This is a genomic window from Paraburkholderia sp. RHO2 (assembly GCF_050955445.1).
GTDB lineage: Bacteria > Actinomycetota > Actinomycetes > Mycobacteriales > Mycobacteriaceae > Prescottella > Prescottella agglutinans_A.
Map to the genome: position 1 here is coordinate 3,062,754 of NZ_CP162617.1, position 18,223 is coordinate 3,080,976.

Genomic DNA, 18,223 nt, shown 5'->3' on the forward strand with positions numbered 1-18,223 from the left:
GCAGTCCGCCACCGGCACGCGACGCTGCGCACCATGTAAGCACCGATCGCGGTTGCGCCGCAAGCTCATCGGTCCCCGCCGTCGAGGTACCGCCCGACGATCGGCCCGATCACGGCGAGTGCCTCCGGTGTCGTCAGCCGGTTGTGCGAGTAGTCCACGGGATGGGTGTGAACCGTGCCCGCGATGTAACCGTCCCACGGGGTCCGCGAATCCGCAGTCCCGCCGTCCGCGGCGACGTACACGAGGTCGCCGTCGAAGGTCTCGGGACGGTAGTCCTGCCCGAGGCTGATCGTGTGCAGGTAGTCGTCGTAGATCCGGCGCAGGTCGTCCGCCGTCAATCTGGCGTAGGCGCCGCCGCCCTCGCGGAGTAGTTGCGCCGCGCGTTCGGGGGTGAGATCACCGTCGGCGCCCCCGTCCGGATCGATTCCCGCGAACTCGGCGAACAACATCCCGAGGCTCGGCGTGCGCGACCCCTCGGGGATCGACTCGGTGGTCTGGGTGTCCAGCATGACCAGCGTCCCGACATCCTCGCCGAGGGCCCGCAATCGCACCGCCATCGCGTGCGCGATGGCACCGCCCACCGAGTACCCGAGGAGGTGATACGGGCCGTGCGGCTGCACCCGTCGGACCAAGTCGACATAGTGCCCCGCGAGTTCCACCATCGACGGTGCCGACTCCTCACCGACGGTCACGCCGGACGACTGGATTCCGTAGACGGGGCGCCCGTCGGTGATGTACGGGATCAGACCGGTGTAGCACCAGGTCAACCCGATCGCCGGGTGCACGCAGATCAGTGGCTCCGCGCCGTCCCCCGAGCGCATCCGCACCAACTCGTCCATCGACGGACCGCCGCCGTCGAGCCGTGCGGCGATCGCGGCGGGCGTCGGATCGCTGACGACCCACTGCATCGGCAGCGCCCGGCCCAGCCGCGACTGCACCTCGGCGACTACACGCACCGCGCTGAGCGAGTTGCCGCCGAGCTCGAAGAAGCTGTCGTCGACTCCGACACGTTCCGCCCCGAGGACCTCGGCGAACACGTCCACCAGCACCTGCTCCGACTCGGTCCCGGGCGGCCGGTAGGCGCCGGTCGTGAACATGGGGTCCGGCAGCGCCTCACGGTCGACTTTGCCGTTGGAGGTCATCGGCACGGTGTCGAGGATCGTGATCGCGGACGGCACCATGTAGGCCGGTAGCGATGTGGCCGCGAACTTCTTGAGCGCGGCCGAGTCGAGGTCGCTGTCGGGTCCGAGGCGGACGTACGACACCAGCACCGTCTCGCCGTTGGGGGCCTGGCGCCCCAGCGACACGGCGAACTCGACGTCGGGATGCACGGCCAGGGCGGCGTCCACGTCGCCGATCTCGATGCGTAGGCCGCGGATCTTGATCTGGAAGTCGGTGCGGCCGATGTACTGCAGTCCGGACCCGCGGGCGCGGCGCACCAGATCACCGGTCCGGTACATGCGTGATCCCGGTGGCCCGAAGGGGTTGGCCACGAACCGTTCCGAGGTCAGTGTCGGCTGCGCGCGATAACCACGGGCCAGGCAGGGCCCGAAGAGGTACAGCTCGCCCTCGCTGCCGTCGGGCACCGGACGCAACCAGCAGTCGAGCACGACGGCACCCACCCCGGAGCGGGCGACCGGCCCACCCATCGTGATCGGTTCGCCGGACGCTAGCGCGCCGCTGGTGGTCACGCAGACGGTGCACTCGGTGGGCCCGTACGCGTTGAGCAGCATCGTGCGGTGCGCCCACTCGTCCACCAGTTCCGCCCCGAACAGCTCACCACCGATCTCGGCGACCTCGATGTCGGGCAGCGCGCGCGGGTCGAGGGTTCCGCACACCGCGGGAGTGACGAGCACGTGGGTGACCCGCTCCTCTCGCGCGAACTGTTCGAGTTCGGCGCCCGCGTACACGTCGGGCGGTGCGATCACCAGGGTCGCGCCAGCCCCGAACGCGAGGACCATTTCGAGCACCGACACGTCGAAGCTCGGCGAACACACATGCAGGATCCGGGATTTCGGCGTCACGCGCTGGTGCTCGATCTGCGCGGTCGTCATCGCCGGCAGGCCGGTGTGAGTGACCACGACGCCCTTGGGGGCACCGGTCGACCCGGAGGTGTAGATCAGGTAGGCCGGGTCGGTCGCCCGGATCGGGTATGTGCGTTCGTCGTCCCGGATCGGCCGCGACGGGTAGCGGTTGACGTCGATCCCGTCGAGCGCCAGCCAGTCGAGGACCCGCGGTAGACCGTGAATCCCGGTCGCCGTCAGCCCGACCGCGGCGGCGCAGTCGGCCAGCATGTACGCGATGCGTCCGGGGGGCAGCTTGGGGTTGATGGGTACGGGAGCGGCGCCGCTCTTCACGACCGCCCAGGTAGCGACGACGGAGTCCGCCGAACGCGGTACCGCGACGGGCACGAAGTCCTCGGGACCCACCCCCCGCTCGATGAGAGCGCGCGCGAGACGAGTGGACCGCTCGTCGAGTTCGCGGTAGGTGGTGTCGGTGCCGCGCCATCGCAACGCGGTCGCATCCGGGTCGATCGCCGCGCCCGTCTCGAGGATCTCGGCCCACGTTCGTGCCGGGCCCGGATCCGACGTCGCGATCTCGACCAGGTCGGTGCGGCCCCGCTCGCCCGCCACGTCGATCAGTCCGATCGGGGTCTGCGGGCGATGCGCAATGTTCTCGACGATCCGGCCCAGGCGCTGGGCGATGTCGGCGACGGCGGTCGGGTCCACGGCCTCGGGCGAGTAGCGCAAGACCAGATGCAGGCACGTGTCCTCGAACGCCTTGAGCGACAGCGGGTAGTGCGTGGAGTCGTGCCCGGTCAGCGCCGTGGCACGCAGGCCGGTGTGCTCGCTCAGGCGGGTCAGAGCGTGCATGTCCATCGGATACGACTCGAAGACCATCGCCGTGTCGAACAGCCCACCGAAACCGGCAGCCTGCTGAATCGCGGTCAGCCCCAGATACTCGTGCTGCATCAGTGCGGCGCGCTCGGACTGCAGCCGGTGCACCAGGTCTCGGATGGGCTCGCGTGGATCGAGACGCACCCGAACCGGAACGGTGTTGATGAAGAGGCCCACCATCGACTCCATCCCGCGGACCGCGGGGGTGCGCCCTGAGATCGTGGCGCCGAACACCACATCGGTGCCCGCCGTCATCTGGCCCAACAGGATTCCCCACGCCGCCTGCAGCACGGTGTTGACGGTCACGCCGGCGTTCTCGGCGGTGCGCCCGAGCGCGTCGGCGGTGGCATCGCCCAGCGGCACGGGTTCGCTCTCGGTAGCCGACAGCTGCCGCCCGGCGGCATGCGCCGCGACCAGGGTGGGCCCCGGCAACCCGGAGAGCGCCGCCGCCCACGCGCGTTCGGCGGCGCCGGTGTCCCGCGACGTGAGCCACTCGAGGTAGTCGCGGTACGGCGCCGGGGCGCGGGCGAGGGCCCGGCCGCCCGTGAGGTACAGGTCGAACAGATCAGCCACGAGCAGCGGCATCGACCACCCATCGAGGACGATGTGGTGGTTCGTGATGACCAGCCGGCTGCGGCCGCCGCCGAGATCGAGGAGCAGGAAGCGGATCAGCGGGGTCTCCCGCATGTCGAAGTGGATCTCGCGGTCACGCGCGATCAGTTCCTCCGCCTCGTCGTCGGTCGCGGTAAGGGTCGACCAGTCGACGGGGACGTGTCCGAGGGCCAGCTGGACGATCGTTCCGTCGTCCCGGTGGTCGAAGACGGTCCGCAGGCTCTCGTGCCGGTCCATCAGCGCCTGTGCGGCGGCCGCCAGACGCGCCTCGTCCACACCGCCCGCGAGGTCGACGACCAACTGCACGTGGTAGGCGTCGACGTCCTGCTGCGCGAGCAGGGCATGGAACAGCAGACCCTGCTGGAGGGGCGTGAGCGGCCACACGTCGACAACGCCCGGATGCGCTGTCTCCCAACGCTCGATCTCGGGCTGCGTGGCCGTCACCAGATCCAGGTCGGACGGGGTGAGACCGCCGCTGCCCGGGGCGGTGACGTGGTCGGCGAGGGCCTGCACCGCGCCCAGCCACAACGCGGCGAACTCGTCGGCCGCGTCGGCGTCGAGGATGCCGGCCACGTACCGGATCGCCGCGCACAGCCTCGGTCCGTCCGGCCGGTCCTCCACATACGCGTCGATCGCGAGCGGGCACGGCACCGGTCCCTCGCTCCCGCGTTCGGCGACCGCGTCGGGTCCGCCGGACCCCACCGCCCAACCCGCGGTCCGGTCACCCGACAACCGCCCGAGGTAGTTGACCGCGATCTGCGGGTCCTCGAGAGCGGCGAGCGTGGCGGCGGTGTCGGGGTTGAGGTGACGCAGCAAGCCGTACCCGATGCCGTGCTGTGGTACCGCCCGCCACTGCTCCTTGACCGCCTCGAGTGCCGCACCAGCCCCCGGACCGGCGGCGTACGCGTCGTCGACGTCGACACCGGACAGGTCGACGCGGACCGGATACGCGGTGGTGAACCAGCCGACGGTGCGGGACAGGTCGGCCCCGGGCAGGACCTGTTCCTCGCGGCCGTGCCCCTCGACGGACACCACGATGCTCGAACGCCCCGGCCCGCCCCAGCGATCCCAGCGGACCGCCGTCATCGCCGTCGCGCACAGCACCACGTCGGCGGGGCTCGCCCGGAACGCGGCGGGGAGCCGCGCCAGCAGTCCCCGGGTGAGGTCGACCGGGATGTGCACGGCCACCTGCTCGGCGGTGGTGTCGACGCAGGGATCGAACCGCCGCGCACCGAGCACCGGGTCCGCACGCCCCAAAGTGTCCGTCCACCAGGGCAGTTCGGCGACCAACTCCGGGTCCTCGGCGGCCGCGCGAAGCCCGTGCGCCCACGTCCGCATCGAGGTGCCGACCGGCGGGAGGTCCGGCGCCTCTCCCGCACTCACGCCCTCGCACACGGACACGAGGTCGGCGAGCAGGATCCGCCACGACACGCCGTCGACCGCGAGGTGATGGATCGCGACGGCGAGCCGCCCGGCTCGCTCCGGACCGGCGTCACACCACGCCACCTGGACCATCACCCCGGCCGCGGGATCGAGCCGACTCACGGACGCCGCGCGCTCCCACGCCGCCACCGCGTCGAGGTCGGCCTCGTCGTACACGCGGGAACAGTCGACGCGGCGCACGCGCGCGGCCGCATCGACGGTGCCCGGCTCGCGCACCGTCAGGTGCATGCCGGAACCGGATCCGACCCGGACGGACCGCAGCATGTCGTGCCGGTCGAGCACCGCCTGGAGGGCGGCGACCAGCTGGGCAGCGGACATCCCCGCGGGCACCGTCACCGTGACCGACTGCGAGAAGTGATCCCATGTCCCGGGGCGACCGGCGAGCCAGCGGACGATCGGGGTCGGTTCGACGGGGCCGATTCCGCCACCGTCGATCTCGTCGAGCACGGGCGCGCGGCCGTGCTCCCCCGCCACGACTGCGGCCAGTCGTTCGACGGTTGGGTGCTCGAACACGTCCTGCGGTACGAACACGATTCCGGCATCCCGTGCCTGAGACACCAACTGGATCACCATGATCGAGTCTCCGCCGAGGGCGAAGAACGATTCGTCCGCCGCGACCGCCGGCACCCCGAGGATCCCCGCGAACAGAACGGCGAGTTGTTCCTCGACCGCGCCGGCCGGCCTCCGGCCGCGGCCCGCGAACGCCGCGAAATCCGGTTCCGGAAGCGCCTTGCGGTCCACCTTGCCGTTCGCGGTCACGGGCAGTTCGTCGAGGATCACGACGGCCGCGGGCACCATGTACGACGGCAGCATCCGGTCGACACCGTCGCGGACGTCGAGCGGGTCGAGGCTGCGTTCGTCGGTCGGCACCACGTACCCGATCAGCCGGTCGTCCGCGCCGCGGTCACCGCGCTGCGACACCACGACGGCCTGCTCGACGCCGTCGTACCGCAGCAGTGCGGATTCGATCTCGCCGAGTTCGACCCGGAATCCACGAACCTGGACCTGGAAATCGCTGCGCCCCAGGAATTCCAGGCCGCCGTCGGCGCCGCGACGACCGATGTCCCCGGTGCGGTACATCCGCCGGCCGGTCCCGCCGACCTCCGCCACGAACCGGGACGCCGTGAGCCCCGGGCGATCGAGGTACCCCCGCGCGACCTCCGCGCCGGACAGGTAGATGTCGCCGACCACGCCGACCGGGACGGGGTGCAGGCGAGTGTCGAGTACGTGCAGACGCACGCCCGGCAACGGTCGACCGATCCCACCGGCGAACGTGTCCGCGAGGGTGTCGACGGAGAGGGCTGCGGAGCTGTCGATGACGGTGGCCTCGGTGACGCCGTACATCTCGAAGACCGGCGCCGGCGAGGGTTGGTCGTACCAGCGGGACACCTGTTCGAGCGCGAGTTCCTCCCCACCGACGAACACGTACCGCAACGGGAGGTCCGTCGTGTGGGCGGACCCGACCAGCTGGTAGAACGACGCGGGGGTCTGGTTGACGACCGTGACGGCCTCGCGGTGCAGGAGCTCGACGAAGTCGTCGGGAGAGCGGGCGACCTCCGGATCCACGATCACCGTCGCGGCGCCGTCCGACAGTGGCCCCCACACCTCCCACACCGAGACGTCGAACGCGAAGGAATGGAACATCGTCCAGGTGTCGGTGGGGCGGAGATCGAACACGGTGTGCGCGTTCACCAAGAGCGAGACGACGCTGCGGTGCGAGACCTGCACGCCCTTCGGTCGCCCGGTGGAGCCCGAGGTGTAGATGACGTACGCGGTGTTGTCCGGGCGCAGCAGCTCGGCCCGGTCCGTGTCCGTGGGCGGCACCGGGGACGCCTCGTCCAGCTCGCGCCGGAACCCCGGATCGTCCATGAGAACGACCGGTGCGGCCGGTCCGCCGAGCACGGCGACGGCGTCGGCGGCGGTCGTGAGCACGCAGACCGGCGCGGCCTCGCCGAGCACCACCGCAATGCGCTCGGCCGGCCAACCGAGGTCGACAGGGAGATAGGCGCCGCCGGCGAGGGCCACGCCGACGATCCCGACGATCATGTCGACGGACCGCGGGAGTGCCAGCGCCACCACGCAATCCGGGCCCGCGCCGCGGACACCGAGCACCCGCGCGAGCCGGCTTGCGCGGTCGGCCAGTTCCCCGTACGTCAGCCGAGTCGTCCCGTGGACGACGGCAACCTCGTCGCGATGCGCGTCGACCGCGCGGCCGAACACGTCCGCGAGTGTCGTCTCGGGCACCGCGGTCCCGTCCGCGTCGCCCGACTCGAGTGCCGCGCGCTCGGCATCGGTGAGCATTCCGATGTCCCCCACCGGGCCGTCAGGGTCCGTGGCGGCGGCAATCAGGATCCGGCGTAGCCGCTCGGCGAAGCCGGCGACCGTCGCCTCGTCCCACAGGTCGGTGGCGTAGGTGAGATCGAAGCGCATTCCGCCGGGACCGCCTTCAGCCGCGAAGGACTCCGACACGCTCAGCTGCAGGTCGAACTTCGAGACGGCGAGGTCGTAGTCGAGCGGCTCCACCTCGAGCCCGGGCAGCTGCAGGTAACCGGACATGTCGGTGCGGTACTCGACGAGCACCTGGAACAACGGCGCGTACGCCGTCGATCGGGCGGGCCCGAGTTCGTCGACCAGCCGCTCGAACGGCAGGTCGGTGCGGGCGAACGCCGCGAGGTCCGCCTCGCGGACCGTCGTCAGCAGGTCCCCGAACCCCGCGCCCGGATCCACCGGGGTCCGCAGCACCAGGGTGCCGACGAACATGCCGACCACGTCGTCGAGGCCGGCCTCGCCGCGACCCGACACCGGTGTCCCGATCACGATGTCACCCGAACTCGACAGCCTCGCGACCAGCACCGCGAGCGCGGTGTGCGCCAGCATGAACATCGTCGCGTTGCCGTGGCGGGCCACGTCGGCGAGCCGCGCATGGGTGGCCGCGTCGACGTCGAATCCCACGGCGGCACCGCGGAAGGACTGCCGGGGCGGCCGCGGCCGATCGGTCGGCAGCGGGATGACATCGGGAATGCCGGCGAGCGTGTCGCGCCAGTAGTCCAACTGCTTGCGGTACAGCGATTCCGGATCGTCGGGGTCACCGAGCAGCTCGCGCTGCCACAGCGCGAAGTCGACGTACTGCACCTCCGGGACCGCCCACTCCGGTGCGCGGCCCCGACGCCGGGATTCGTACGCGCGCATGACATCCCGGGCGAGAGTGCGCATCGAGAAACCGTCGGCGGCGATGTGGTGGGCGACGACGGCCAGGACGTGCTCGGTGCCCGACAACCGCAAGAGCTGCGCCCGCAACGGCACCTCACGGCTCACGTCGAATCCCGTCTCGGCCAGCCGCAACAGGTGGCCCGGCAGCTCCGCGGCGACCACCGACAGCGACTCGGCGCGCGGAATGTCCTCGGCGTCGACGATCAGCTGAGTGGGAGTGCCCTCGGCCACCGGGTACATCGTGCGCAACGCCTCGTGCCGGGCGACGACGTCGCCCACTGCGGCGATCAGCGCCCGGTCATCGAGGTCGCCGCGCAGGCGCACCGCCATGACGATGTTGTAGGCGGGCGACGACGTGTCGAGTTGATTGATCGACCACATCCTCAGCTGCGCGGACGACAGCGGCAGCACGTCGGGCCTGTCGTACGCCCGCAGCACCGGGCGGTGCGCAGCGCCGGGGCCGCGCTGCAGCACCCGCGCGGCCAGGCCGCGGACGGTGGGGGCCTCGAAGATCGCCCGCACGTCCAGGTCGGTGTCGAGCGCCGCGTCGAGCCGCCGCGTGACCCGCGTGGCCATCAACGAGTTGCCCCCGAGGTCGAAGAAGCTGTCGTCCGGCCCGATCCGATCGATGCCCAGCACCGCACGCAGGTGCTCGGCGACGATGCCCTCGATCGGCGAGAAGGCGATCACGTCCGTCACGTCGCCGCCGGTCGGGAAGTCCGGTGCCGGCAGGGCCTTCTGATCGAGCTTGCCCGACGGCGTCAGCGGTACCTCGCCGATGGGCACGATCAACGCGGGCACCATGTGCGCCGGCAGGCGCTCGGCGAGGTGGCGGAGCAGTTCGCCTGGCTCGACGGCCGGATCGTCGCCCGGACGGACGTACGAGACGAGCACGGTCTCCCCCGACGGCGCGGTCCGGCCGAGGGTGGCCGCGAACTCCACCCCCGGATGGTCCGCGAGTGCCGCATCGATCTCGCCCAGCTCGATCCGGAATCCGCGCACCTTCACCTGGAAGTCGCTGCGGCCCAGGTACTCGAGCGTGAGGTCGTCGCGCCAGCGCACGATGTCCCCGGTCCGGTAGAGCCGATCGCCGGGCAGTGTGCCCTCGTCCTCGCCCGTCGGCTCGTCGGTCGCGGCAACGAACGGACTCGCGACGAACCGTTCGGCGGTCAGCCCCGGGCGACGGTGGTACCCACGCGCGATGGCCGGCCCGCCGAGGTACAGCTCACCGGGCATCCCGATCGGTACCGGCTGCAGGCGCGCGTCCAGGACGAGTTCCACGAACCCGAGGGTGGGTCCGCCGATCGTGATCGGGTCGTCGGGCAGGAGCGGTCCGGCGATGTTCGACATGATCGTGCCCTCGGTGGGCCCGTACGCGTTGAACACGCTGCGGCCGGTGGCCCACCGCCCCACCAGGTCCGGCGGACACGGTTCGCCCGCCACCGCGAGCGAACGCAGCTCGTCGAGGCCGTCGGGCCGCATCGAGTCCAGGACGCTGGGCGTGAAGAAGGCGTGGGTCTCGCGCTGGTCGGCGAGCGAGCGCGTCAGGTCCTCGCCGCCGTACACGTCGGGCGGGGCGATCAGGAGGTGCGCGCCGGACCCGAACGCCATGAGTAGTTCGAACACCGACGCGTCGAAGCTCGGCGAGGCGAACTGCGACACCCGTGCCTCCGAGGTGACCGTGAGGTTCTCCCGCTCCGCGGCAACGAGATTCGCCAGCCCTCGGTGGGTGAGGACGACACCCTTCGGCAGGCCCGTCGACCCCGACGTGTAGATCAGGTAGGCGGGGTTGTCGATCCGCAGCGGCGCCGTGCGGTCCGCGTCGACGATCGGAGCGGCGCTCGCGGATTCGGGGCGGTACCCGTCCGCGTCGAGCTCGCGCCAGGACACGCGGTCGGACAACCCGTCGCGCCAACGCCGCACCGTCAGCCCGACGCGAGCGCCCGAATCGGTGAGCATGTGGTCGATCCGCGCCCGCGGATATGTCGGGTCCACGGGCACGAACGCCGCCCCGGTCTTGGCGACCGCCCAGACGGCCTCCACGAAGTCGAGCGAGCGGGTCAGCCCCAGCGCGACGACACCCTCGGGGCCCACCCCGTCGTCGATCAGCAGCCGCGCCAGCCGCGTGGAACGGGCGTCGAGTTCCCGGTACGTGAGGGTCGTCGCGCCGCACGTTACCGCCGGCGCGTCGGGGTCGATCCGGGCCGCGTCCGCCAGGATGCCGGGCAGGGTGCGGTGGCGCCGTCCGGGCCGGCCGTGCACCGGGGCGAGCCGGGTGTAGTCGGCGTCCGACAGCAGCCGCAACCGGGCCAGCGTCCGGTCCGGATCGGACGCGATGGCGAGGAGCACGCGCTCGAGACGGTCGGCGACGGCGTCGATCTCGCGCCGGTCGAACAGCGCGGGCGCGTAGTCGATCCGGATCTCCAGCCCGCCGGCAACGGAGGCGGCGAGCGCGAACGGATAGTGCGTCGCGTCGTGGACCGCCACGTCGACGACCCGCATGCCGGCGATGTCGGTGTCCGAAGTGAGGCCGCCGCGATCGACCGGATACGACTCGAAGACCGTGATGGTGTCGAACAGCGCCGCGGCGCCCGTCGCGCGTTCGATGTCGGCGAGGCCGACATGTTCGTGGTCGAGCAGGGCCGCCTGGTCGGCGTGACAGCGGTCCAGCAGCTCCCCGAGGGTCTCGGCCGGGTGCAGGGTGACCCGGATCGGGACGGTGTTGATGAACAGCCCGACCATGTCCTCGATTCCGTCGATCTGCGGCGGCCGCCCCGACACGATCGCACCGAACACGACGTCGTCGCGTCTGGTCCACGCCCCCAACACGATTGCCCACGCCACCCGCACGATGGTGCTCATCGTGACGCCGCGCTCGCGCGCGACAGCGTCGAGCCTGGCCGTATCGGCCTCGGTCAGCAGCAGCCGGTCGGCGCGCGGCACGGTCGGCAGCGGACGTCCGCGCCCCGGCGGTCCGAGCAGGGTCGGCTCGTCGACCCCGGCGAGCGCCTCCACCCAGCGTTCGGTCGACGCAGCCCGGTCGATCGTGCCGAGCCAGGCCAGGTAGTTCGCGAAGGACGGGGACACCGGAACGTCGTGCGGGTCCGCGGCCGCGTAGAGCGCGAGCAGTTCGCGGACCAGCAGCGGAACCGACCAACCGTCCAGGAGGATGTGATGGTAGGTGAGCACGAGACGGTACGCGTCGTCCCCGGTTCGGATCAGCAGGGCCCGCAGCAGGGGCGGCGTCGCCATGTCGAAGCGGCGCGCACGATCCCGCCCCAGCACGCGATCCACCTCGGCCGGATCACCCACATCGGCCACCGCCCAGGGAAGTTCGACATGGCGCGGAACCAACTGCAACGGATAACCGTCCGGTCCGGTGGTGAACGCGACCCGCAGGCTCTCGTGCCGATCCAGCATCGCCTGCACCGAACGCCGCACGTGGTCGCCGTCGACACGGCCACGCACGTCGAGGACGAGCTGGACCAGGTAGGGGTCGTCCGCGTCGCCGGTCAGCTCCGTCTGGAACAACAGTCCCGCCTGCAGCGGCGAGACCGGCCACACGTCGGACAGTCCCGGGCAGGCGTCCTCGAGCTGTTCGACGGTGTCCTGGTCCAGCCGTACCAGCGGCAGATCCGACGGCGTCAGACCGCCCGCGCCCGGCCGCGCGGCCGCGGTCGCGAGCGCCCGGCACGCCGACCGCCACAGGGCCGCGAGGTCCTCGACGTCCCGCGCGTCGAGCACACCGGTCGGATACGCGAACGTCGCCCGCAGCGTCGACCCCGTCTCGGTGTCGACGGTGATCAGATTGATGTCCAGAACGGCGGCGACGGGCAGCGCCGGGTCGACTGTTGCGCCCAAGTCGCCGAGTTCATCGACCGGCAGCCAGTCCCCCCGGTTGCCGTCCGGGGCCACCGTCGTCCGGCCGAGGTAGTTGATGCTGATCTGCGGCGCGGGCCGACGATCAGCACGTTCGATCGCGTCGGCATTCCCGAGGTACCGCAGTGCGCCGTACCCGATTCCGTGGTCGGGCGCCTCCCGCAACTGCTCCTTGACGCGTTTGAGTGCCTCTTCCGCTGCTGGGCCGCCGGCGAACGCGGCGTCCAGGTCGACGCCGGTCAGGTCGAGCCGGACAGGGTGGGTGGTGGTGAACCAGCCGACCGTGCGCGACAGGTCGGCGCCGGGGATCACCTGCTCCTCGCGACCGTGGCCCTCGAGCATGCACAGACACGAGGAGGAGGAGGAGGAGGAGGAAGGGACCCCGCGGCGCTTACGCCACCTCGCCACCGCCATCGCCAGCCCGGTGACGACCGCGTCGTCGACGCCTCCGTGCACCGTCTCCGGCACGCTGGTCGACATCGCCTCGCTGACGCTGTCGGGAAGGTCGACGACCACGGTCGCGACCGTGCCGGCCAGATCGACGGCCGGATCGAGCGCGCGTCGACCGAGGGGTGGGTCGGTGTCGGCGAGAACCCCACGCCAATAACGCAATTCGGCGGATCGTTCCGGTACGTCGCGACCGGCCCACTCGGTGAGCGCGTGCGCCCACGTCCGCATCGACGTGCCCACCGCAGGCAGGAGCGGCGCGCGCCCCGCCTGCAACTGACGGTACGCCGCCGCCAGGTCCGGCAGCAGGATCCGCCACGACACCCCGTCGACCACCACGTGGTGGACCACCAACAGCAGTCGGCCCGGGCGGCCCGGGCCGAGGTCGCACCACACGGCCTGCAACATTCGCCCCGACTCGGGGTCGAGGCGGCCCACTGCGTCGTCCCGGGCCGCGGCCAGCGCCGCCCCGAGACCGGCCTCGCCGCTCGGCTCGATCCGGTGGAGCACGTCGGTCGCCACGACGCAGCCCGGCGGCGGTACGTCGAATCCACCACTGTCCGAGAGGAAACGCGCCCGAAGCATGTCGTGGTGGTCGAGAACGGCCTGCACGGCACCGCTGAGGTGAGCCGCCTCGACTCCCTCCGGCAACGCGACGCAGACCGATTGAGCCAGGCGCGACCACGGCCCACCGCGTTCGACGAGCCACCGCACGATCGGTGTCGGCGCGACCGTCCCGACGCCGCCGCCGGGTAGTTCCACGAGTTCCTCGCCCGGTTCCTCGACGGCGGTGGCCACCGCCGCCAGGCCGGCCACCGACAGGCGCTCGAACACGTCGTGCGGCGTGAGCGACAACCCCGCCTCCCGAGCCCGGGACACCAGTTGGATCGCCATGATCGAGTCACCGCCGAGGGCGAAGAACGAGTCCTCCGCCGTCACCGCCGGGGCGCCGAGCACCTGCGTGAACAGGGCCGCGAGCGCCTCCTCCACCGGGCCCGACGGCGCGCGCCCGGGCCCCGTCGACGCGCCGAACTCGGGCTCCGGCAACGCCTTGCGGTCCACCTTGCCGTTGACGGTGAGCGGCAGATGGTCGAGCACCATCACCGCCGCCGGCATCATGTACGGCGCGAGGACGCCGCCGACGTGCTCGCGCACCGATTGCGGATCGAGGACCACCGCGGGTTCCGGCACCACGTACGCGACCAACCGCACCGGCTCGCCCTCCGGTCGGTGGGGCACCACCACCGCGTGCGCGACTCCGGGGCACTGGGCCAGGGCCCATTCGATCTCACCGGGTTCCACTCGGAATCCGCGCACCTGGACCTGGAAGTCGCTGCGACCGAGGAACACCAGGCGCCCGTCCGCGTCCCACCGGGCGAGGTCCCCCGACCGGTACAGCCGACCACCGTCAGTTGCGAACGGATCGGCGACGAATCGCGCCGCCGTCAGCCCGGCGCGGCGGCCGTAACCGCGGGCGACCTGCGTGCCGCCCGCGTAGATCTCGCCCACCACGCCGACCGGTACGGGGCGGAGCCCGCGGTCCAGGAGATGCAACCGCACCCCGGGCAGCCCGCGGCCGACGAGGTTGCCCGGGGCCTCGGCCGAGGCGAGGTCCATCGTGAGTGCGGTGAGAAAGACGGTCGTCTCGGTGATGCCGTAGACGCTCACGAGCGACGATCCGTCGTCGCGGTGTCGTTGGAGCCACGGCACCATCCGACGCTGGTCGTAGTCGTCACCACCGACGAACACCCGCCGCAGGTCCGTCAGCGGGCGCTCGCCCGCCTGCTCGGCGTCCGCGAGTTGCAGAAAGGCCGCTGGGGTCTGGTTGAGCACGCTCACGTGCTCGCGTCGCAGCAGCGCGACGACCGCGTCGGGCGCGCGGGCCGTGGCGCGGTCGACCACGACGACGGTGCCGCCGGACGTGAGCGCACCCCAGATCTCCCACACCGAGAAGTCGAACGCGAACGAGTGGAACACGGTCCAGACGTCGTCGGCGGCCGTCTCGAACGCCGCGTGTGCGTTCATCAGCAGCGCCGCCGCGCTGCGGTGACTCACCTGCACGCCCTTCGGCCGTCCGGTCGATCCGGACGTGTAGATGGTGTACGCGAGGTGGTCCGGCCGCAGTGGACGGCACCGCTCGGCGTCCCCGAGCGGTGCCGGCGACAGAGTGTCGAGGACATCGCGGGTGGCTTGGTCGTCGAGCACGACGACCGGGGCGCCGTGACCGTCGAGTTCGGCCGCGAACGCCGAGGTGGTCACCAGGCAGGAAACCCGGGCGTCGGCGAGGACGTAGTCGCGCCGCGGCGCGGGCGTGCCGGCCTCGACGGGCACGTAGCCGCCGCCCGCGGTGAGGACCGCCAGCAGCGCGACAATCAAATCGTCCGACCGGTCGACGACCACCCCGACCGCGGTCTCCGGCCCAACCCCCGACGTAATCAGGTGCCGGGCAAGACTATTCGCGCGTTCCGCCAACTCGGCGTACGTGAGCCTGCGGCCGTCCGCGACGACGGCGACCCGCTCCGGGGTGAGAATCGCCCGGCGCGCGACGAGGTCCGGCAGCACGTCCTCGACCGAGGTCCCCGGGACGTTCCACGATGCGAGCTGGGCGGCCAGTTCGACGTCGTCGACGATCGGCAGCTCCCCGACGGGCGTGTCCGGATCAGCGGTCAGCAGCCCGTTCAGCAGGCGCGTGAACCGCTCGTAGTGGGTGTGCAGCGTGTCGTCGTCGTAGAGCTGCGGATTGGCCTTGAAGTCGAGCCGGATCGTCCCCGCGGGGCCGTAGCGATAGACGTTGACGAGCAGATCCTCGATCGGTCCCGAGGAGAGCACCTCGAGGTCGGTCCGCGTCGCACCGAAACGCAGCTTCTCGGGGAACATCATCAGGTTCAGCAGCGGCCCGGCGAATCCTCGGCCGCCGCCGCGGTCGCCGCGGTCCCGCCGCAGCTCCTCATGCCGATACCGCTGGTGGCGCAGCGCGCCGGACAGCGCGTGCGTCACGTCCGCCACCAGCTCCGACACGCTCGTCCGAACGCCGACCGTGACCCGAAGTGGCACGACGTTCGCGAGTGTTCCGCCCGAGTGTCGCAGGACCGCCGTCGTGCGCGACGAGACCGGCAGGCTCAGGACGATGTCGTCGCTGCCGGTGTGGCGGGCGGTGTAGGCGGCGATCGACGCCGCGACCAGCGCGGCGACACTCGCCCCGTACCGTTCCTGAGCGGCCTCGAGGGCCGCCGCGGTGCGGGGTTCGATCCCGCCCCCCACGTCACGGCTCAGAGCCCGCGCAGGCGCCGAGCGTTCGGCCAGACTGCACCGCTGCGGCATGCCGGCGGCGAGCTCGTTCCAGTAGTCGCGATCGGCCTCCCATCGCGTGGATCCGACGTACGCGGCCTCCGCGGCGTGCACGGACGCGAGATCGTGGGCCCGGCTGGGCGGTGGCTCGCGCCCCTCCATCGCGGCGTTGTAGAGCTCCGCCATGCGGTAGAGGATCGACGCGGCCCCGACGCCGTCGAGCGCGATGTGGTGGGTACGCGAGTACCAGAAGTATCGATCGTCGGCGACTCGGAGCATCGCCGACACTGCGAGGCGGTCACGCAGCAGGTCCAGCGGTGCCTCCACATCGCGGCGCATCCATTCCCGCGCCGCCGCCTGCGGATCCGGCTCGTCACGCAGGTCGATCAGCCGGGTACCCGTATCGAGGCTGGGGTCGATGACCTGGTGCGGCCGCGAATCCACCATAACCAGACGAATCAGACCCGAACCGAACTCGCGGGCCGCTCGAGATGCGACCCGCGAGAGCATTTCGATATCGAGCTGGTTCCCGTCGTCGCGGATGTCGAGGTACTGCGCCACCGACATCGGCACGCTCGGATCGAGCTGTTGGGCGAGCCACTGCCCCATTTGCGCGGGTGTGAGCGGCATTGGCTCCGAGCAGCCGGCCGCGGGGCCGGTCGACTCGGGCAGGCTCTCACCGGCGTCCGTCGTGGCGGGCGCCCCTTCGACTCGAAATGGCAGCTCCATGAGCGTCGATCGCGGCCTGCGCGGACCTTACGGTCCGATGCTCGGGCATCAGCCCGACGCCGTCGCCTCAGTCGGGACTGGGTGAGCCGATCCTCCTCGTCCGAACGCCGGGGGCGTTCGACGAGGCGGGAATTGCGTCGATGTTCGTCATTGCCCCAACGATACGACGGACCGTCATGCCCGAGCGAGTGACGATTTCGTGTAGGTCTCGGGCGCGTGCAGGATCAATCGTGACCGGTCGGTGAGTCGCTCACCATTGCGGACCGGCGACAGCCAGGAAGATCACACCGGCCACGACGCCCAAAGCGCCGCTGAGAATGCCGAACAGTGCCTCGAGCGATTTCGGTTCACTGTCCTCGACCACCCCGGACCGGGATGCGACGACGCCGGCGCCGATCGCGCCGATACCGAGGAAGATCCCCAGACCGAACGTCCAGAAGGTGATCACGGACAACGCGCCGAGGGCGATCGACGTGTCACTGCCCTCAGCGCGAAGCCATCGAAGCACCGGCGCGACGGGCGAGGACTTTTCTTCGGCTTGTTCGAAATCCGGAGTCGGGGAATCGGCTACGAGAGACATCGTGGTGCTTTCTGAAACAGGGCAGGTGGAGCGGGAGCGCGGGGTCACCGAACGAGATGGAGTGGATCGAAAGAACTCGCCGACCAGGAGACGGCGTTATCGCAAGCGGCAGAAGTGCTCTCGAATTCAGCGCCCCGATCCGGCGACGCTCGGCGCGAGCGCGTCGGCATCTACGTCGACGAAAGGCTCGAAGCGCGGCACAGCAATACATCTCCTGAACAACAACTCCGGCGCCCGCGGCCCCCCGAACGGACAGCGGATCGAGCGTGCACCCCAAACTAGCACCGGGCGCGAGGGAGTGCCAACCGATGGGTTCGAATTTCGGTGTGGGAGTTGACACACCGATCCGATCGGAGCGCAGCCGCGCCGGAGAATCGGCCGGTCAGTGACCGCCGCGACGAAAAAGCTTGTTACCCAACCACACAACCGGGTCGTATCGACTGTCGGCGACCCGTTCCTTCATCGGGATGAGCGCGTTGTCGGTGATGTGGATGTCCTCCGGGCACACATCGGTGCAGCACTTGGTGATGTTGCACAGGCCGAGACCGAACGCGTCCTGCGCGGAGTCGCGCCGGTCGGCCGTGTCCAGCGGATGCATCTCCAACTCCGCGATCCGCATCAGGTAGCGCGGCCCGGCGAACGCCTCCTTGTTCTCCTCGTGGTCGCGGACCACGTGGCACGTGTTCTGGCAGAGGAAACACTCGATGCACTTGCGGAACTCCTGCGAGCGCTCCACGTCCACCTGTTTCATCCGGTACTCGCCCGGCGCCAGCCCGGGAGGCGGCGTGAAGGACGGGATCTCGCGCGCCTTCGCGTAGTTGAACGACACATCGGTCACGAGGTCACGGATGACCGGGAAGGTCCGCATGGGTGTCACCGTGACGGTCTCGTCCTCGGCGAACGTCGACATCCGAGTCATGCACATCAACCGGGGACGACCGTTGACCTCGGCCGAGCACGAACCGCACTTGCCGGCCTTGCAGTTCCAGCGCACCGCCAGATCCGCCGACTGCGTGGCCTGGATTCGGTGGATGATGTCGAGCACCACCTCACCCTCGTTGACCTCGACGGTGTAGTCCCGTAGGGCGCCGCCGGACGCGTCGCCGCGCCACACCTTGAACTTCGCGTCGTAGCCCAT

At 70.9% G+C, this 18,223-nt stretch carries 3 protein-coding genes; all 3 read right to left on the reverse strand.

The features are described 5' to 3' along the window. Positions 1 to 65: 65 nt before the first annotated feature. The 3 genes from ABTV10_RS14275 to ABTV10_RS14285 all read right to left on the reverse strand — a co-directional run bounded on the left by ABTV10_RS14275 (position 66) and on the right by ABTV10_RS14285 (position 18,223). Positions 66 to 16,505: an amino acid adenylation domain-containing protein gene (locus ABTV10_RS14275; RefSeq protein ID WP_499027910.1), complete on the reverse strand. Its 16,440-nt coding sequence runs from the start codon at positions 16,503 to 16,505 to the stop codon at positions 66 to 68. A gap of 250 nt (positions 16,506 to 16,755) precedes the next feature. Continuing rightward, positions 16,756 to 17,133 (reverse strand): hypothetical protein, encoded by a 378-nt coding sequence (locus tag ABTV10_RS14280; RefSeq protein WP_499027913.1) that lies wholly within the window; start codon positions 17,131 to 17,133, stop codon positions 16,756 to 16,758. Between the two features lie 334 nt (positions 17,134 to 17,467). Then, positions 17,468 to 18,223, reverse strand: coding sequence for a succinate dehydrogenase/fumarate reductase iron-sulfur subunit (locus tag ABTV10_RS14285; RefSeq protein WP_499027915.1), 756 nt, complete (start codon positions 18,221 to 18,223; stop codon positions 17,468 to 17,470).